This is a genomic window from Lactobacillus sp. XV13L (assembly GCF_059900875.1).
This window is the reverse complement of sequence record NZ_JBWXGD010000002.1, coordinates 1-18114: the sequence shown is the minus strand read 5'-3', so window position 1 is coordinate 18114 and position 18114 is coordinate 1. Positions and strand designations below refer to the sequence as shown.

Here is an 18114-nt window from a genome sequence, read left to right as displayed (position 1 = left end):
TTTGTGGGCAAAAGTGGTCGGATTGAGTCGATGATGAAGGCCATCAAGGTCAAACGCAAGGGTCAAATTCCCCGAAGCAAATTTTGCTTATTTTTTAAAAAAATGACTAATTCGACAGCTTGCCATGTTCGTTTTCTAGGCAAGTGACATTTAGATCCCACCGCTACGAATGAACGACCGTTCGATATTTTACTACGGGCAATCTGCGTATCCTTCACTCTGAAAGCTGCTGAATTAGGAGGGAATGAAGATGCAAGATTTTGAACGTGCAATTGAAGTGGAACGCAGACGTATTGACCAGGTGAGGGCGGGGAATGATGATGCTTTAAAGGACTTGTGCCGCACGTACCAACCGCTTATCAGCTGCATCAAGCGCAGGTACCACGTGCGCTATTACGATAGCCAGGACTGGGACCAGGATGCGCTGATTGTTTGCTACCGGGCAGTCCAGAAGTTTAATGACAATAAGGGCCGCTTTGGCAGTTATTACAAAACGCTGCTGACCAACCACGCCAAGTCGCTGGTCAGGTACGATGCAGCTTATAGGCGACGAGCGTTAACTCAGGCCATCTCCCTGGAGAACGCCGCTGCAGAGGGGCTGAGTCCTCTACGGCAGAATTTTGCCCAAACGGCGGCGGTACCGCTGAGTGAAAACTTAAAGGAATTGGTGGCGCACCTTTCCAATTTAGAGTTAAGCGCGCTGCTTTTGGCCCTGGGCACTATGAAGTACGAAGAGATCAAGCGCAAATACCACTTCAGTCGCCTCATGCTGGTGCGGGCCCGTGCGCGCGTGCTGCAGAAAATGCGCCGGCTACTTCTCAGTTAGCATTTGTACCACTGAGTGCCCAAACGCGTTATAATTAACGGTGTGGAATATTTTAGGAGGCATTAAGATGAGTAAAGAAGTTATTAAGACTGCATTGTTAGATCGTCACATGAAAGAAGTGTTTGACTGGAGCGATTCAGATGTTCCGGTCAGAGACGCCCTGTGGGATTATTTTATGGAAAAGAATGGTAGGGATACCATCAAGACGGAGGAAACAATGCTTCCGTTCCTGGATGATTCTGACGATAAAATCGAATCCTTCGTAAATGAGAATCTTAAGAAGTAAATCCGACTAACACAATGTTCTACGCCCGGTGGGCACGCATTTATTGTCCACCAGAAGGCAGCTGCCAATAGAATTAGGCAGTTGTTTTTATTTGACAAGACGAGCCAATGAGAGAATGTTAATGCAAAAAGCGGCATGGCAATCGCCACAATTAGTAAATTAATAATTAAGTCAATTGCTTGTGCACATATTTTTTGCTAGAATACAATAGTTTGGAAGTGAGATTATGGCAGTGAAAAAAGCATCTTTGGCCTGCAGTGTATGCGGCTCGCGTAACTACTCGATCACCGCAGGCAAGAATCGCACTCAGCGGCTTGAATTAAAAAAGTTCTGCAAGTATTGCGGCAAAATGACTTTGCACAAGGAAACGAGGTAAGAGGTAATGATTAAGTTTTTAAAGAGCGTTGGCGAAGAAATGCGTCTGGTCACGTGGCCAAGCGCCAAGCAAAACCGGCATGATACGGCAATCGTCATCGGGTCGTCAATCTTGTTTGCCTCATACTTGGGTCTGCTTGATCTAGTATTCAGCAGCATGACCCAGGTAGTAATGTGATTAGCAATGATTTTCTATCTGTGTTATAATAAAACCAAGTTAAACGGACCTCTAGCGTGGAGGTTTTTTTGTTTGCCAAGAATTTAAAGGAGAATTGGTAATAATGGTTGAAACAGTCAAGAAGCAGTGGTACGTGCTCCATACTTATTCGGGATACGAGGACAAGGTTAGGTCCGACTTGTTGTCACGTGCGCAAAGCATGGGGATGCAGGACTACATCTTCCGGGTAATGGTGCCTGAGCAAGAAAAAGTCGAAAAGGTTGGCGACAAGAAAAAAAACGTTGAAGAAAAAATCTTTCCGGGCTACGTGCTGGTTGAGATGGTGATGACCGATGAGAGCTGGTTCGTTGTCCGCAACACGCCTAACGTTACGGGCTTTGTCGGCTCGCATGGTGGTGGCTCCAAGCCGTCGCCACTGCTTGAAGAGGAAGTTAACCGGCTCCTGCGCCAGCAGGGCGAACCAGCCAAGCGGCCGCAGATTGACTTTGAAGTGGGCGAGACGGTCACAATTACCGACGGTGCCTTTAACGGCGTCGAGGGCAAGATTACCGAGATTCAACCGGACAAGTACAAACTGTTTGTTTCGGTCGACATGTTTGGCCGGGCAACGACCACCGAACTGGACTACGACCAGGTCAAGAAAATCGGTTAACAACTGAGATATTGCAAAACCAGGCAAACAATGGTACCATAGTAAGGTACTTTTATTATTGTGGGAGGGAAACGGGTTAGTTTTCCATTTTAACCACGCACGGAATCAAGGAGGTATTGACCGTGGCAAAGAAAGTTATTAATGTTGTCAAATTACAAATACCAGCTGGGGCTGCAACACCAGCTCCCCCTGTTGGTCCTGCTTTAGGTCAAGCGGGCATTAACATTGTTGGCTTTACCAAGGACTTCAATGCTCGAACTGCTGACCAAAAGGGCATGATTATTCCTGTAGTCATCACGGTTTACGAAGATCGCTCATTTGAGTTCGTAACCAAGACTCCACCAGCTCCGGTGCTTTTGAAGCAAGCTGCAAAGATCGACAAGGCATCCGGTGAACCGAACACCAAGAAGGTGGGCAAGGTCACCAAGGATCAAGTTAAGGAAATCGCTGAAACCAAGATGAAGGACCTTAACGCTGCTGATGTCGAATCTGCTATGCGGATGATCGAAGGTACTGCTAGAAGCATGGGTATCGAAGTCGAAGACTAATCCTGTTATTTATAACATTTTAGGTGGGAGAGCCTAAGGCTTGCTTGACCACATATTAAGGAGGAAATCACATGCCAAAGCATGGTAAAAAATATTTAGAAGCTGCTAAAAAAGTAGATTCAAAGAAATTATATTCGGTTGCCGAAGCAATGAAGCTGGTTAAAGAGACTTCATACGCAGGCTTCGACGCTTCAGTTGAAGTTTCATACAACTTGAGCGTTGACCCTAAGCAAGCCGATCAACAAATTCGGGGCTCGCTCGTTTTGCCAAACGGTACAGGTAAGACCCAGAAGGTTGTTGTTTTCGCTGAAGGCCCACAGGCTGAACAAGCCAAGGCCGCTGGTGCTGACGAAGTTGGTTCCGACGATTTGGTCGAAAAGGTGCAAAACGGCTACTTGGACTTTGACGTTGTTGTTGCTACGCCAACAATGATGGCTAAGGTTGGACGCTTGGGCCGAATCTTGGGGCCAAAAGGCTTGATGCCTAACCCGAAAACCGGGACGGTTACCATGGACATTGAAAAGGCCGTTAAGAACGTGAAGGCCGGTCAGGTTGAATACCGGGTTGACCGTCAGGCTGCTATCCACGCCGCCATCGGCAAGGTTTCATTTACCGATGAACAATTAATCGAAAACTTTGATGCACTGCGCGACGTCATCTTGCGTGCTCGTCCGTCAGCTGCTAAGGGTCAGTACATTAAGAGTGTTGCAGTTGCTGCAACCTTTGGCCCGGGGATCAAGCTTGATCCGTTAAATTTGGACTAAATCATTGCTGATTAGGGGGGCAATCTAGCTTAGCTGGATTGCCCCTTTTTGTTGTCTTCAGAAAGTTTATGGTTTATCGCTGGTGCAATGTTTGGTAAACTAGAGCTAATTTAATTGTCTTGTTGAGGGATTATGATGTGCAAAAATAACTGGGTTAAGCTGTTAGTCGGTCTTTTGCTGGTGCCGCTACTAGCTGGGTGCAGCAAAAATCAAAAAAAGATCACCATTGTGGGCTCAAGTGCCCTGCAGCCCCTAATCGAGCAGGCAGCAAGTGACTACCACCTGTCCCACCTGGACAGCAACATTATTGTCCAGGGCGGCGGCTCAGGCACGGGACTTAGCCAGGTGCAGGCCGGGGCGGTTGAAGTCGGCACGTCCGACGTTTTTGCGGAAACCCAGAAGGGCATTGATGCTGGTAAACTTGCCGATTACCCCGTCGCGGTTGTCGGAATTGTTCCGATTGCCAATAAGGGCGTAGGCGTTAAGAACCTGTCAACGGCCCAGCTGGCTGCAATCTATACCGGCAAGGTCAAGAACTGGCGCGAGGTCGGCGGCAAGGACCTGCCAATAATTGTTATCAACCGTTCGCGGGGCAGTGGCACCAGAACGAGTTTTGAAGATATCATCTTGAAGGGCAGGGACGCGGTCAATTCGCAGGAGCAGGATTCTAACGGGACGGTTAAGAAGATTGTCAGTTCGACGCCGGGGACAATCTCGTATATTTCTTTTCCCTATGCCAATGATCCGCACATTCAGAAGCTCGCCATCGATCACGTGCAGCCTGTGAACCAGAACATTCCCACCAACAAGTGGCGGCTCTGGTCCTATGAGCACATGTACACGAAGGGCAAGCCCAATAAAGCGACGGCGGCCTTCATTAAATACGTGTTAAGCGCAAAAGTACAAAAGGAACTAGTTCCTAAGATCGGGTACCTGAGCATCGGTGAAATGCAGGTTACCCGTGACAGTCATAATCGAGTTACAAAAATAGGTAAGTAAATGGGAAGAAAAAAGCAAGATCTGCAAAAAGTTGTCGAAAAGGCAATTGCACAGCAAAAGGTTCCCCACGTCAAGTTCAAGGGAATTGATCCACGGGATATTGACGTTGCACGTTTGACCAGGCCTTCTAAAGAAACGCGGCAGGAACGCTGGGGCAAGGGGCTGACGTTTTGTGCAATCGCCCTGATTGGTGTGTTAATCGTTGCAATCATTGGCTTTGTTGGAGCAAGGGGACTGGCAACCTTCTTTTCTGACCATGTCAATATCCTGCATTTTTTATTTTCGTCTGACTGGAATCCGGCTGCGGGCAAGGACCACGTTGGCGCGGCGGCGCTGATCGTTACGTCGTTTGCCGTTACGCTGCTTGCTGCTTTGCTGGCGACGCCCTTCTCGATTGCAGTGGCGCTGTTTATGACCGAGTATTCGGCGGCTAAGTATGGCCGTTTGCTCCAAGCTGCGATGGAGCTTTTGGTGGGCATTCCCTCCGTCGTTTATGGCTTCTTGGGCCTGAGTGTGATTGTTCCGGCGGTTAGAACTGTTTTTGGGGGAACCGGTTTTGGAATTTTAACGGCCACGCTAATCCTGTTCGTCATGGTGCTGCCGACGATCACTTCACTGACTGTCGATGCATTTAAGGCCGTTCCCAAAGAACTGCGCAAATCATCGGCCGCGCTGGGCGCGACCCAGTGGCAGACCATCTTTCACGTTGTTCTGCGCGCAGCCCGGGCACGGATCATGACCGCCGTTATTTTTGGCATGGCGCGTGCCTTCGGCGAGGCGCTTGCGGTCCAGATGGCAATCGGCAATGCGGTCCTGCTGCCGCCTAATCTGGTTAACCCGGCGGCCACCTTGACCAGTCAATTGACCAGCCAGATGGGCAATACCGTGATGGGCACGCTGCCCAACAACGCGCTGTGGTCGCTGGCTCTGCTGCTTTTGGTAATGTCGTTGGTGTTCAACTTTTTGGTGCACTTGATTGGAAAGAAGAGCTAGGAGATTATGAATTCAAAAAGGACTAACCGGATTGCTACGGGCGTCATTTACTTCTTGGTGGGAATAGTCATCTTATTGTTGGCTAGCATCATCGGCAACATTCTGGCGTCTGGCGTGCCGCACTTGTCGTGGCACTTTTTGACCGCGGCGGCCTCTTCCTTTGAGGCCGGTGGGGGCGTGCGCGACCAGCTGTTCAATTCGCTGTACCTCTTGCTGCTCACGCTCATAATTTCGCTGCCGATTGCACTTGGGGCGGCAATCTACCTGGCGGAATACGCCAAGGATAACTGGCTAACGCAGCTCATCAGGACGACGATTGAAATCTTGAGTTCGCTGCCGTCAATCGTTGTCGGGCTGTTCGGCTACCTGCTGTTTGTAGTGCAGTTTGGGTTGGGCTTCTCCATTATTGCCGGTGCGCTGGCCTTGACCTTCTTCAACCTGCCGATTTTGACCAGCAATATCGAAGAAGCAATCAAGGGCGTGCCCCAGACCCAGCGCGAGGCCGGATGGGCACTCGGGTTATCTAATTGGAAAACTATTCGCGGGATTGTTCTGCCTGCGGCGCTGCCTGGGATCATCACGGGCGTTATTCTGAGTGCTGGGCGTGTTTTTGGTGAGGCCGCAGCGCTTATTTATACAGCGGGACAGAGCGGATCAACGGTTGATTATTCCAACTGGAACATGTTTAGTCCAAGCAGTTTTTTGAATGTGATGCGCCCGGCTGAGACCCTGGCTGTGCACATTTGGAAGGTTAACACTGAGGGGATTATCCCCGACGTTAATGCCGTGTCGGCGGCCTCATCGGCCTTATTGGTGATCGTGGTTATTATCTTTAACTTTGGCGCACGGGCACTGGGCAACTGGGTTTATACCCGCCTGACCGCTGCGCAAGTGAAGTAGGGAAGTTCTATGAAAAACTGGCAAGAAAAAGCAAGACACATTAAGACGTTTAGCAAAGAAGACTGCGCAATTTACACACAGGACCTGTCCGTTTTTTACGGGGGGACGATTCAAAAGCTGTTTGACGTCAGTCTGGGTTTTAAGAAAAACACGATTACGGCACTCATTGGGGCCTCGGGTTCGGGCAAGTCGACTTTCCTGCGCTGCCTGAACCGGATGAATGATCGGGTGGCGCAGGTTGACGGCAAGATTATGTTTCATGATCTGAATGTCAACCAAAAAGAGGTTAACGTGTACGAGCTACGCAAGGCAATTGGCATGGTCTTTCAAAAACCTAATCCCTTCCCGAAGTCGATCAGGGAAAACATTGTTTATGCATTGAAGGCCAACGGCCAGCAAGATCAAGCCAAGCTCGATCAGATTGTTGAAGAAAGTTTGCGGGCGGCGGCCTTATGGGATGAGGTCAAGGACAAGCTGAACCAGAGTGCCTTGGCCCTTTCGGGCGGCCAGCAGCAGCGTTTATGCATTGCGCGGGCAATCGCCTTGAAGCCTGAAGTGCTGCTTTTGGACGAACCGGCAAGCGCACTCGACCCGGTGTCAACCGCTAAGCTTGAGGACACGCTAAAGCAGTTGCGCGCGAAATACACCATGGTGATGGTAACGCACAACATGCAGCAGGCCTCAAGAATCAGCGAGTACACCGCATTTTTCCACTTGGGCCACGCCCTTGAGTATGACACGACGACCAACATATTTACCAATCCGCAGGGTGAAATTACGGAAAAATACATTCAGGGTAGTTTTGGCTAAAGGAGCTCAGATGAAAAATATTATGGAAGCTGAAGACGTTAGACTGAGTTACGGCACGTTTGAAGCGCTGCACGGGATCAGCCTGGCCTTCCCCGCCCAGAAATTAACGGCGCTAATTGGCCCGTCGGGCTGTGGCAAGTCCACCTTCTTGCGCTGCTTGAACCGGATGAATGATGATATTGCCGGCATCAAGATCGCGGGTAAAATCTTGTTGGGAAAAAAGGATATTTATTCTTCCAATCTTGACCTGGTTGCCTTGCGCAAGCACGTCGGCATGGTCTTTCAACAACCGACGCCCTTCCCGTTTTCTGTTTTTGACAATGTGGCCTACGGACTGCGCGTTGCCGGCGTCAAGGACAAGGAACTGATTGAGCAGCGCGTTGAGGAGAGCCTGCAGCAGGCCGCTATCTGGGCGGAAACCAAGGATGCGCTGCAGCGCAATGCCCTGGCTTTTTCTGGGGGCCAGCAGCAGCGTATTTGCATTGCGCGCGCCCTTGCAATCAGGCCGGAGGTGGTTCTGCTTGATGAACCCACTTCGGCGCTTGATCCGATTTCAAGTGCGGAAATTGAGGAAACGCTAATGGGCTTGAAGCAAAAGTATACTTTCATCATGGTAACGCACAACCTGCAGCAGGCCAGCCGGGTTGCTGACCAGGTGGCTTTTTTGATGAATGGCGACCTGATCGAAGCGGGCCCCACCGAAGAGATGTTTTTGGCACCCAAAAAGGAACTGACGAGTAATTATCTTAACGGCCGTTTTGGCTAAATCAGAGGTAGGATTATGCACGAGATATTTTTAGATGAACTAAAGAAGTTGAACACCCGCTTTATGGAACTAGGGGTGCTGGTTAATGATCTAATTGATAAGGGAACGCGTTCGTTTGTTGATCACGATAAAAAAGCGGCGCAGGCAATGATTGCTGAAGACAAGGAAGTTGCCAAGGAAGCAATCAAGATTGAGAAAAAGGCGCTAGCGCTAATGGCCCTGCAGCAGCCCGTTGCAACCGACTTCCGGGTGGTTATCAGCATCCTGAAGGCGACAACCGACCTGGAGCGAATTGGTGAGAATGCTAACAGCATCGCTATTGAGACGGTCAGGGTCAAGGGCAACCCGCGTATTCCAGAAGCCGAAACAATTATTTCCCGCATGACCCATGAAGTACGCACGATGCTGATTCAGGTGCTGACCGCTTATGTGCAAGAAGACGAAGAGACGGCGCGTAGGATGCTCGAAGGTCACGCAGAAGTCAACGAGGCTTACAACAAGGCTAGAAAAATAATTATTGATGGCGTTGAGCAGGATCCAGCGGTGGCAGTGGCCTCGGCCAGCTACTTTGTTATTATTCGCTTGCTCGAGCGGATTAGTGACCACATTGTTAATATAGCCAGTTGGGTTATCTATAAGACTTCGGGTGAATTATTTGAATTACTTGAAGACGAAAATAAATAACTATCTTGCATTTGGGGCTAAGTCTTGTTATACTAGTCAAAGTAAATTCTACCTAAGACTCGGGTGGCATGGTGCCTCAATATCCCGCCGAGGCCAGAAGATAATGAAGATGATTTATGCTCCATGTCCTTCTCGGCATGGAGTTTTTGGTCCGATGGAATTTATTAATGAAACTGATGGAGGTGAATTTGATTGAGTAAAGCTGCTATTGCTGAAAAAGAAAAGTTCGTTGACGCATTTGCTGAAGAACTTAAGGGTGCAAAAGCCATCTTGGTAATCAACTACCTGGGCTTGACGGTTGAAGAAGTTACTAACATGCGTAAGGAACTGCGCGACAATGACGTTAAGATGCAGGTTGTTAAGAACACATACTTAAGACGTGCTGCTGCTAAGGCTGGCATTGAAGGACTTAATGATACTTTTGTTGGTCCGACTGCTGTTATTTACACTGACAACGCTGATGATATTACGGAGCCAGCCCGGATTGTTTCTAAATACGAGGACAACTTCGAGGTCATTGAGATCAAGGGTGGTATGTTAGAAGGTAAATTGACTTCAAAGGATGAAATCAAGGAACTTGCTGCTATCCCTGGCCGTGAAGGTCTGTTGTCAATGCTTGTTTCCGTATTACAAGCGCCAGTGCGCAATGTCGCATACGCTGTTAAGGCTGTTGCTGATTCTAAAGACGAAGCTGCAGAATAAAACTAAAGTAATTTATATCTAATTTTAAAATTTCGGAGGATACATAAGTATGGCTTTAGATACTGAAAAGATTATTGAAGACTTGAAGAGTGCTTCAATTCTTGAATTGAATGACCTGGTAAAGGCAATTGAAGATGAATTTGGCGTTTCAGCTGCTGCTCCTGTTGCCGCAGCTGGTGCTGCCGGTGGCGAAGCTGCTGCTAAATCAACTTACGATGTTGAATTAACTGAAGCTGGCCAAGAAAAGGTTAAGGTTATTAAGGCTGTTCGTGACATCACTGGACTTGGCCTTAAGGACTCCAAGGATCTTGTTGACGGCGCTCCTAAGAACGTTAAGGAAGGCGTTTCTGAAGACGAAGCTAATGACATTAAATCTAAGCTTGAAGAAGTTGGCGCTACTGTAACCTTAAAATAGTTACGGTCCAACTGGACAAAGCGAATAAAAAAGGCGTAAACTCAACGATTTGAGTTTGCGCCTTTTACTTTTGAACGATTTGCTTTTTAAGCTGTGTTCTAAAGTCTGAAGTGCTAACCGGAAAGGAAATAAATTTGAAGTTAAAGAAATATTTTTATTTGGTCATTGGCCTTCTATTTGCTGGAATCGGCCTAAGTGGCGCTGCAAGGGCAAAGGCAGCCAGCGGTATACCGCCTGAAGACATTGTCACCCCAGCCGTGCAACCCGCTCCCGCTATAACTAAGGTACCGGTGTACAGCCACGCGCAGCCCACAACAGTGGGCAAGTATGACGACTACATCCAGGCCAAGAAGCCTAAGACCAAGGCCAAGGCCTACCTTGTGCTAGACCGGCAAACGGGCCAAGTTTTGCTGGCCAAAAACGCTAAAAAGCGCTATCTAACGGCTTCAACCGGCAAGCTAATGACCATTTACTTGGCCCGCCGCAAATTGGCGAGAAATCCGCAGGGCTGGCAAAAGAAGGTGAAGTATTCACAAGCGCTGGTGCGAATGGGCTCTAATCCCAACCTGAACAGCCTGCGCGTTCATTCAAAACGCATGTACACGATCAGGCAGGTAATGGAATCAACCATCATTGACTCCGACAACAATTCCGCCATCCGACTGGGTCAGTGGGTCGCCGGCTCCAACAAGAAGTTTATTAAGATGATGAACAAGCAGGCCAAATTGTGGCACCTGTCCGCCAGCTTTGTTTCCGCTTCCGGTCTGGAAAACGATGCACTAGCACCGTACGGCTTTTACGTCAAGGGTGCGTGGAATGGGGGTAATCTGATGTCCGCCAAGGATCTGGCAATTATTGCCTACCACGTTGCCCGCGATTATCCGGACCTGATGAAGTACTTTAGTACGCCCGCCAAGTACGTGGCGGGACAGCAGCTGCACAATTATAACAATACGCTGCCTGGCCGCAAGTATAACGTGAGAGCGCTGAAAACCGACGGCATGAAGACGGGCTGGACGCCGCGTGCGGGCTACTGCTTCGTCGGGAGCAGCAGGAAAGGCAGCGGCCGCATCGTTGTCGTGCTCGATGACGAAGACGAATTTACCGACGCCAACAAGCTGCTGCAGTTTACCTACCGCCACAGGCAATAAGACTCAATCAAGAGTATATTAATTTCTTTATTGCTTGCGTTTGTGCGTTGTGCTTTAATAGAAATCAAGCAAACTAGTGGACCTGACGGTAAGATTGGCTCTTGCTGCAGCCATGCACGATGATGACGGCGCCTCGGGGGCGTCCGTGCGCAATCTATAAGGAGAAAGAGCAATGAAGAATTTTAAATATCGCAAGTTAGTTGCCGGAGTTCTGGCTGCGGCTGGACTTGCCGGTGGCCTGTCTTGGGGTGCAAACCGGCTTGCCGCTGAGGACATTTCCGCAGCTGCGACCTTGAAGGTGCCATCACTGGCGGATGCTGCTAAGTGGACCGTCAGTTACGATGAGCAGGCCCCCCAAGCTCCGGGCATAGGCATGAAAAGCGGCAGGGTTATCAAAAAGACCAACTTCTACAACAAGAAGGGTCGCAAGATTAAAAAGTCCGTATTGAAAAAGGGTAAGAAACTGACGGTTGTCGGCAGCCAAAAAATCAGGGGTAAGAAGTTTTACTTAGTGATCCAAGGCAAGTTTGTACCCGCAAATTGCATTAAGATTAAGAAGGTCAGGGTGCAAAAGCCAGCAGCTACGCCGGTTAAGCAGGCTGAGCCCAAGAAAGCCAAGGCCACAATTGCTGACTTTTCGCTTAGTGAATTCAGACAGGAATTTTTAAAGGTCTTGAACGATGAACGCACAAAGCGTGGTTTGACCCCGGTAACAGCAGACACGCATTACGACGAAGTAACGCAGGAGAGGACTAAGCTGCTCCCGGCTAACTTTAGTCACAACGGCAAGTCAGGTAATTTCATCTTGGAAGACTACTATAAGCAGGCCGGTATTTCCTTTAATGGTCTCGGCGAATGCATCGCGATGTTCCCATGGGGCTGGACCGTTGACCACAAGACCAATGAACTGACAGCCGCTAAAAACCCTTCGAGTGCCTTGATTGCCGACAACATGCTCTACGAATACATCTATAATGACGCTGCTTCCAACTGGGGCCACCGTGACATTCTGCTTAATCCGCAGGACAAGACAATTGGCCTGGGCGCCGTTGTGGTTGCCGGTAAGGGGCAGGTTTATTCAGCTGTCGGTGCAACATATTAAGAAAAATGTGATTAAGTAAGACAAGCTCTGCTTTGCCGCGGGCTTGTTTTTGTGTGCTAGAACAAATGGACGGGATGGCGAGTTAAGGATTTCATTCGGATGTTCTGACTGGAATTATCAGACTAGGGATTGCTGAATCACCGAATTAGAAATTAAATTTAATGGTGATATTTTTAATTTATAATTGGAGGACTAGATAGTGCAAAAAAAAGGAAAGTCTACTTGGCTAAACAGATTATTTAGTAAGGTGCTGATTGTTACCGCACTTATTGGATTGGCAAGTGCTGCTATAATTGGAGGCTTAGGACAAAAAGTTGAGGCTTATACTTATGTGGAGCGTCCGCATGCTAGCAAGTTTGCCTACCACAATGCGTTGGTAAATAGAATATTTAAGAAGCATAACTGGTTAATTGTTGATGAATGGATACCGGTTAACTGCTTTATGGTAACTCAACACAGCGGGACGCTTTTTAACAATAGAGGAAAAGCTATTAAGCGAGTACCTCGTGGTGCGCAATATAAGGTTTCAGCAATATCATTACTTGACTGGCACGCCAAATATAAGATTGACGGGAAGCATTACATTGGTGACGATGCTGATGGTGTCACTTATAAAAATAAGCAAAAGATCAAGGTCAAAAGAATAAAATTGACGTCTGCAAAACTGCGCAAGGGTATCTATAAACGGCTTAGTCGCATTGGTCACCGCAACGGCACGGTTGCCGATTATCATAAGGCCAAGCACCACCGTGATTTCAATAGTGGTCCAACCATCTTGGACACATCTGATACCTTTGAGAGTGATCTTGACGCAATTGAAGACAATGAACCTGAATTTGAGGATTATGGTTACCACAAGGCCATTGTGCAGGTGAAAATTAAAAAATTAGCACAGGGTCGCGTTAAGGCCCATGTCACTTACCAAGGATATAAAAATTAATAAATTTGAAAATTGCAGTCAGAATATTGACCAAAATCTCATTTTGCTTTTGACTAGCTTACCAAATTCAATGATTCTAAGCTAATATTTTTGCTATTTGCTGTTGATACTATTGTTAAATTGATTTTACTGGAGTAATTTAATAATAAAGAATAATTTATATTATGGATTTATGGATAAACAATGAATAAAAAGCGGCTATTTATAATTGTATTTATTTCGGCGTTGTTGGCAACCCAGAGTATTGATCAAGTAAAGGCAGCAAACTCCGGATTGACTGACCACCAAAGTAATGCGGCTCAAGAAAACCAAGCTGACATAGGAAAGTCTAATGTGATTAATAGTGATGCAATTAATCAAGCACCTTCCAGACCAATGGTAAAGCAAGGCTGGATTACAAAATCAGGTAAAAAAATATACTATTACAGTTCAAATAGGAAGGCTACTGGTCTTGTAAAAATCAAGAATTACCACTACTTATTTAATAAACATGGTATTTTACTAACTGGTTTACGTAAAACGCCTTGCAAATCCTCCTACAGCTATTACTTACCTAACGGACCTAGAAGTGAGAAGTCAATCGTCACTAAGAAGGCTTATTATTGGATTCGTAACGGTAACGTAGTTGGGGTTAAGAACAAGGTCAAATGTATATCGCAGAAACCTGAATTGCCAACTGGATGTGAAATGACTGCGACTGCAATGATGATCAACTTTGCGGGGCATAAAGTGTCTAAGCTCCAGATTGCCAATGAGACCCCTCGTAGCAAAGATCCCAATAAAGGTTTTGTCGGCTCGCCTTATAAAGAATATCCCGCCGGTTACTGGATTGCACCTGCTGGCCTGAAGAGTCTGGTCAAAAAGTATCTAGGTACAGCCGAGGTAATGACCAATTGTTCTTTGACGGCAATCAAGAAAAAACTGCTTCATTCACACTTGGTAGTTGTTTGGGTGTGCGGTATGAATGGTCTGGCTAACCATGCACTAACTTTAACGGGGTACCACCACAACGTGCTTTTCTACAATGATCCATGGACTGGTCATCCCTCCTCGATGAGCAACAAAAACTTTGTTAGATACTGGCGTCGTGATGGATGCAGAGCTTTAAGTTACTGAATAGTTAAGATTTAAAGGATAACAACCTGTTGAAGGAGAAAGAAACAATATGAAATATCAAAAGCAAGTGTTAGCTAGCATTGTAGCTATCGCCTTAATGGCTACTATGGGCTCATCTGCAGCTGTAGCAGCTACAACAAACCAAGTACCAAGTACTGAGATGGAGGTGCTACCTAATGAGCAATCTAAAACAAGCAAAACTAGTAATGATGTAAACCGACAGGTGCAACTTAGCGAAGTAACTTTACCTGCACAATCAACAAAAACCAAAACAATTTTTAAAGGTCTCTATACTAAGTATAAGTGGACTGCAGGAGATCAAATTCTTGATCGAGTAGCTTTAAACAGTGCAGAAAAAAGACCAGTTTTTTTACAAAAGTGGAACGGCAAGAAGTACATTATAATGAAAAAGTATGTTACTGACGATAAAGGTAACTTTACGGTGACATATCCAGCTGTCTGGTACCACCATTTACATAGTACGTGGCGTCTTTATGTGCCAAGCACGTCAACTGCGTTAGCTGCTACCAGTGATAAAATTGCAATTAAAACAGTCAGACGTTACCAAATTCCGCAGATGTTCCGTCAGCCGCATATGACTAGTCTGCACATTAAGGGTTATTATGCTAGTCCGCTTGATCAGACATTGAATTACGCCTCAACGCGAAGTGATTATATTAGAGCCTTTCTCAAACGCGGCTTTCAATATAAAAATGCTAGAACGGCCTGGGTGGACTTTACTACCAAGGAGCCTGGCACCTCAGTAGACTGTTCTGGCCTTGTGATGCAGTGTATGTATGCTACGGGCATCGATCCGTCACCTGCTAATCCACGTTGGCATGCAACCCACGAATGGGGTTGTCGTTCGTTTGTTCAAAGTCCAACTCTACAAACTGTCAGCTTGAAAAAGCTACGTCAAGGGGATTTGATCTTTTATGGCAGGCCTAAGAAAGCATGTTACCACGTGGGGATTTACCTTGGCCACAATAAGGTTCTACATTCATGGCCAGCTGCAGGCGTGTCCGTGTGGCCCGCTAATTTTCGTAAATACTACTATGCTAAACGCGTTTTTCCGCTAACTAAAGCCGTAGGAATACATGAAATGTCTTAATAGCAAAATTAGTTAGATAATTAATCTTATGACTAGATAATTTATGTCTTTTAAAGTTTGAAAGAGATACTGCAGTCAGATATATGTTATTAAAATATAAATCGATGATAGTTTAATATATTCAAAAGGGACGTTGAGTGGTACTAGATGAAGTTAACCCCTAGAATTGGACGTTAACATTAATTCATGTTTGCTAAGGCCGTATTCCGATATTCAATCGGGGTGCGACCTTTTAGCGTGTGCCTGATTCTAGTTTGATTCCAGTATTTGATCCACTTTTCCATGGCTTCCTGCAGCGCTTCTTAGTAGGATAAGTATAAGTGTAGTAGTCTAGCTCAACCTTTATGATGTGAAAGAGGCTCTCGCAGGCTGCTTGCCGCGACATGCTTTGAAAAACGTGGTGCTGCTTTAGGGTCTGAGAATATACTTTGGACTGGTATTGAATGCCCTGGTCGCTATGAATCGTCATGCGGTAAGGCAATTTAGGCCGGATGGTCAAAACCTGCTTGAGTCCGTCCAGAACATACTTGGTCTGCGGCCGCTGGCTGATCGTGTAGCTGATGATTTCACCGCTGTAAAGATTTTTAAAGGGTTATGATTCACCTGCAGGCCGTACTTGATTTTTAACGTGTCGATTATGAGCAGAGAGCCAAAGCCAGGATTACGCCTTTTAACAACTTTAATTAGCGACAGTAAAGGGTGGTATACTTAACTGGTTTTTTAGGTGATTTGTTCAATATTCAGTCTGAGCTTTCATTTAATTACAATACCGGTCCGTAATAGAGTTGATTATGCTATTAAAGTGAAATATTTTTTATTAAATGAATTATCGTGTAGTATATTAATCATTTTGTGATATAATGATAAAAATTTATTATTTATATTGATATCATGTAGGTTAATATTATGAGAAAGTATAACAAATGGTTTTTGTCTTTTATCGCACTAGGATTAATAACTTTTTCTCTTGCTTTGAATAGTAAGAGCGTTAGTGCAAATACTGATACACCAGATAATTTTCAAGATAACACTGAACAACAAAATAATACACCTTACTTAAATTTTGACGAAAATATTAAATCAATGAGTTCGATTAGTAACCTAACTCGTTCAACAATAACGGGTAACGCAGGCATATCTAAAGTAACGCGTGTATCGGGTAGAACTTATTACATTTACATAAAAATGACGGACCCTGATTTTGCGTCTTTCAGACTAGACTTGGACTTGCATGCTCATTACAATAATGGAAAAGTAAGAAATATTTCAATCGTTAGAGGCGGGTTAGGGATTCTTAATAATGCATGGACAAAACAAGTGACTATTCCTAATGTTAATAATAGTCATGGATATGTAGTTTTAACAGGAAGGGCCTCTTCTAATATATTACCCGTCTCCGCAGTAGTTTTGGAACCCACAGCAAGTTTTTAGTAATGAACGAAAAGAAACTAGAAGATTTAATGCTTGTCATAAAAACAAGTATTAAAAATGCTTTTGAATATAGAATTGAAAAATCGTATAAAAATAGTATTTTTATCGTTGTGTATTCTAATGAAAGTCTCTCTAACATTTTACATTTATGTGGAACGCTTGGTGCCTTTTTTAATTATGGTAAGGCAAAAGATGTTGATGAAATTCATGCTTTTGAATACGAAATTTCAATAACTGATTATGGACTTGATCTTTCAGAGGCTGCAAGATTGACACGTGAACATATAAATTCTAATAATATTTGATAGATTATCTATCACTAGAGTTAAAGAAGTCACTTTAAAATGGCTTCTTTTATTTGCCTAGAGTATTTTGAAAAAACAGCTACCCCTAAAGTTTTTGAGTTTTGGTTCATCAGAGTACACTCGATCGGAGAAATTCTTTCCTTTTTTATTTTTCTTGTTTTTACAAAAATTATATTATAAAATATGTATAATAACAGGTAACTTGAGTATCTGTTAGACGTTACAACTTAAGTTGGTGGGTTGGACTTAATTGCACTGGCTTAAGGAGTCTTCATAGGGTTGTGTGTGAACACCTCAAGCCAACATAAAACACTCATTATCGTTAATTAAAAGGAACTCTTTGTGGAGTTCCTTATTTTTTTGAAAGATGATTTAATATAATGTCCTCGCCTTATAAAGAGAAAGATCTATTACTCACTGCAGCTATTGAATTCAATAAAAATTATTTTTAGAAATCCTTCGTACAAATAGATAAGTGGAATTTTGATTAGGCATCAGGCTACTAAGTAGCTTGATGCCTTTTGCTTGATTCCAGGTTTGATTTTTTCCAGCCTAATACGGGCTACTAAATATATAAAGTTGCGGTAGCCTTAGGTCGTGCGCTTGATCTTGCGACTGATTCCTTCCAAACAGCCGTTAGACTCTTGATATTGAATGGCATTGAGTAGACCTGGCAGATAACCTAGATTTGCCAGCGTAATTTTGAAACAAGTTCGTATTTGTTTATTATCTTTATCTTTTAGGTCCTACATGAAGTTGCAGGGCTTTTCCGATATTGAATCAAGCCGCAAACCATCAGTCACGATTTATTCCTACGTCGATTGGCCCTTTAAATACTGATTGTTGCGCGGGCAGTCCCTACTAAACTCTTCATAGGCTAGGTGCTCGGGCAGCCAGGCATCATCGTCATGGAAAGGACTGACACACTTGGTCTAGGACTTATGTTGGGTTAACGATTAACGAGTATGAAAACTAGCTCTTAAATCATTTTTTATTTACCTACTTTAAAAGAGTCTGGGAAAAAACTAGATCCTTTGACTTAATAAACTAAAGCAGGCAA

23 protein-coding genes, 1 pseudogene and 1 other annotated feature are annotated in these 18114 nt (G+C 45.3%); of the genes and pseudogenes, 22 read left to right on the top strand and 2 right to left on the bottom strand.

Features of this window, described 5'->3' with window-relative positions; all coding sequences use genetic code 11:
* Window positions 1–250 precede the first annotated feature (250 nt).
* The 20 genes from AC2JF6_RS02150 to AC2JF6_RS02055 all read left to right on the top strand — a co-directional run bounded on the left by AC2JF6_RS02150 (window position 251) and on the right by AC2JF6_RS02055 (window position 15318).
* Entirely contained in the window at window positions 251–826 is a 576-nt protein-coding gene (locus AC2JF6_RS02150) for a sigma factor (RefSeq protein WP_500729120.1), read from the top strand.
* 67 nt (window positions 827–893) lie between these two features.
* Window positions 894–1112, top strand: coding sequence for a P8 family protein (locus AC2JF6_RS02145; protein WP_500729119.1), 219 nt, complete (start codon window positions 894–896; stop codon window positions 1110–1112).
* A gap of 226 nt (window positions 1113–1338) precedes the next feature.
* On the top strand, window positions 1339–1488 hold the full coding sequence (rpmG, locus tag AC2JF6_RS02140) for a 50S ribosomal protein L33 (RefSeq protein WP_500729118.1): 150 nt from the start codon (window positions 1339–1341) through the stop codon (window positions 1486–1488).
* A 6-nt stretch (window positions 1489–1494) separates the two neighbouring features.
* Window positions 1495–1665: a preprotein translocase subunit SecE gene (gene secE, locus AC2JF6_RS02135; protein WP_500729117.1), complete on the top strand. Its 171-nt coding sequence runs from the start codon at window positions 1495–1497 to the stop codon at window positions 1663–1665.
* Between the two features lie 103 nt (window positions 1666–1768).
* On the top strand, window positions 1769–2317 hold the full coding sequence (nusG, locus tag AC2JF6_RS02130) for a transcription termination/antitermination protein NusG (protein WP_500729116.1): 549 nt from the start codon (window positions 1769–1771) through the stop codon (window positions 2315–2317).
* 122 nt (window positions 2318–2439) lie between these two features.
* On the top strand, window positions 2440–2865 hold the full coding sequence (gene rplK / locus AC2JF6_RS02125; protein WP_500729115.1) for a 50S ribosomal protein L11: 426 nt from the start codon (window positions 2440–2442) through the stop codon (window positions 2863–2865).
* 71 nt (window positions 2866–2936) lie between these two features.
* Entirely contained in the window at window positions 2937–3629 is a 693-nt protein-coding gene (gene rplA / locus AC2JF6_RS02120) for a 50S ribosomal protein L1 (protein ID WP_500729114.1), read from the top strand.
* A gap of 135 nt (window positions 3630–3764) precedes the next feature.
* Window positions 3765–4628 carry a phosphate ABC transporter substrate-binding protein gene (locus tag AC2JF6_RS02115; RefSeq protein WP_500729235.1) on the top strand — a complete coding sequence of 288 codons (864 nt, stop codon included), beginning with the start codon at window positions 3765–3767 and terminating at the stop codon, window positions 4626–4628.
* Window positions 4629–5621 (top strand): phosphate ABC transporter permease subunit PstC, encoded by a 993-nt coding sequence (gene pstC / locus AC2JF6_RS02110; protein WP_500729113.1) that lies wholly within the window; start codon window positions 4629–4631, stop codon window positions 5619–5621.
* A 6-nt stretch (window positions 5622–5627) separates the two neighbouring features.
* Window positions 5628–6521 carry a phosphate ABC transporter permease PstA gene (gene pstA, locus AC2JF6_RS02105; protein ID WP_500729112.1) on the top strand — a complete coding sequence of 298 codons (894 nt, stop codon included), beginning with the start codon at window positions 5628–5630 and terminating at the stop codon, window positions 6519–6521.
* Between the two features lie 9 nt (window positions 6522–6530).
* Window positions 6531–7331, top strand: a complete 801-nt coding sequence (gene pstB / locus AC2JF6_RS02100) for a phosphate ABC transporter ATP-binding protein PstB (protein ID WP_500729111.1) — start codon at window positions 6531–6533, stop codon at window positions 7329–7331.
* A gap of 10 nt (window positions 7332–7341) precedes the next feature.
* A complete protein-coding gene (gene pstB, locus AC2JF6_RS02095; RefSeq protein ID WP_500729110.1) occupies window positions 7342–8097 on the top strand; it encodes a phosphate ABC transporter ATP-binding protein PstB in 756 nt (251 codons plus the stop codon).
* Between the two features lie 15 nt (window positions 8098–8112).
* Window positions 8113–8781: a phosphate signaling complex protein PhoU gene (phoU, locus tag AC2JF6_RS02090; protein ID WP_500729109.1), complete on the top strand. Its 669-nt coding sequence runs from the start codon at window positions 8113–8115 to the stop codon at window positions 8779–8781.
* Window positions 8782–8814: 33 nt separating this feature from the next.
* Window positions 8815–8940: a sequence feature (ribosomal protein L10 leader region), on the top strand.
* Between the two features lie 33 nt (window positions 8941–8973).
* Window positions 8974–9483 carry a 50S ribosomal protein L10 gene (rplJ, locus tag AC2JF6_RS02085; RefSeq protein WP_500729108.1) on the top strand — a complete coding sequence of 170 codons (510 nt, stop codon included), beginning with the start codon at window positions 8974–8976 and terminating at the stop codon, window positions 9481–9483.
* A gap of 49 nt (window positions 9484–9532) precedes the next feature.
* Complete coding sequence (rplL, locus tag AC2JF6_RS02080) at window positions 9533–9898, top strand: 50S ribosomal protein L7/L12 (protein WP_500729107.1); 366 nt, start codon at window positions 9533–9535, stop codon at window positions 9896–9898.
* 134 nt (window positions 9899–10032) lie between these two features.
* Entirely contained in the window at window positions 10033–11049 is a 1017-nt protein-coding gene (locus AC2JF6_RS02075; RefSeq protein ID WP_500729106.1) for a D-alanyl-D-alanine carboxypeptidase family protein, read from the top strand.
* A 172-nt stretch (window positions 11050–11221) separates the two neighbouring features.
* Complete coding sequence (locus AC2JF6_RS02070; RefSeq protein ID WP_500729105.1) at window positions 11222–12151, top strand: SLAP domain-containing protein; 930 nt, start codon at window positions 11222–11224, stop codon at window positions 12149–12151.
* A 199-nt stretch (window positions 12152–12350) separates the two neighbouring features.
* Window positions 12351–13091 carry a hypothetical protein gene (locus AC2JF6_RS02065; protein WP_500729104.1) on the top strand — a complete coding sequence of 247 codons (741 nt, stop codon included), beginning with the start codon at window positions 12351–12353 and terminating at the stop codon, window positions 13089–13091.
* Between the two features lie 183 nt (window positions 13092–13274).
* A complete protein-coding gene (locus AC2JF6_RS02060; protein ID WP_500729103.1) occupies window positions 13275–14207 on the top strand; it encodes a C39 family peptidase in 933 nt (310 codons plus the stop codon).
* 49 nt (window positions 14208–14256) lie between these two features.
* Window positions 14257–15318, top strand: coding sequence for a C40 family peptidase (locus AC2JF6_RS02055; RefSeq protein ID WP_500729102.1), 1062 nt, complete (start codon window positions 14257–14259; stop codon window positions 15316–15318).
* Window positions 15319–15497: 179 nt separating this feature from the next.
* Here AC2JF6_RS02055 and AC2JF6_RS02050 read toward each other — a convergent pair whose 3' ends face one another.
* Window positions 15498–15614: an IS3 family transposase gene (locus AC2JF6_RS02050; RefSeq protein ID WP_500729234.1), complete on the bottom strand. Its 117-nt coding sequence runs from the start codon at window positions 15612–15614 to the stop codon at window positions 15498–15500.
* Window positions 15615–15700: 86 nt separating this feature from the next.
* Window positions 15701–15886 (bottom strand): annotated as a pseudogene (locus AC2JF6_RS02045) (DDE-type integrase/transposase/recombinase); the annotation flags it as partial.
* Window positions 15887–16224: 338 nt separating this feature from the next.
* On the opposite strand from AC2JF6_RS02045, the gene AC2JF6_RS02040 reads away from it, so the two are divergent.
* Window positions 16225–16749, top strand: coding sequence for a hypothetical protein (locus AC2JF6_RS02040; RefSeq protein ID WP_500729101.1), 525 nt, complete (start codon window positions 16225–16227; stop codon window positions 16747–16749).
* 2 nt (window positions 16750–16751) lie between these two features.
* Window positions 16752–17054 (top strand): hypothetical protein, encoded by a 303-nt coding sequence (locus AC2JF6_RS02035; RefSeq protein WP_500729100.1) that lies wholly within the window; start codon window positions 16752–16754, stop codon window positions 17052–17054.
* The last annotated feature ends 1060 nt before the right edge of the window (window positions 17055–18114 follow it).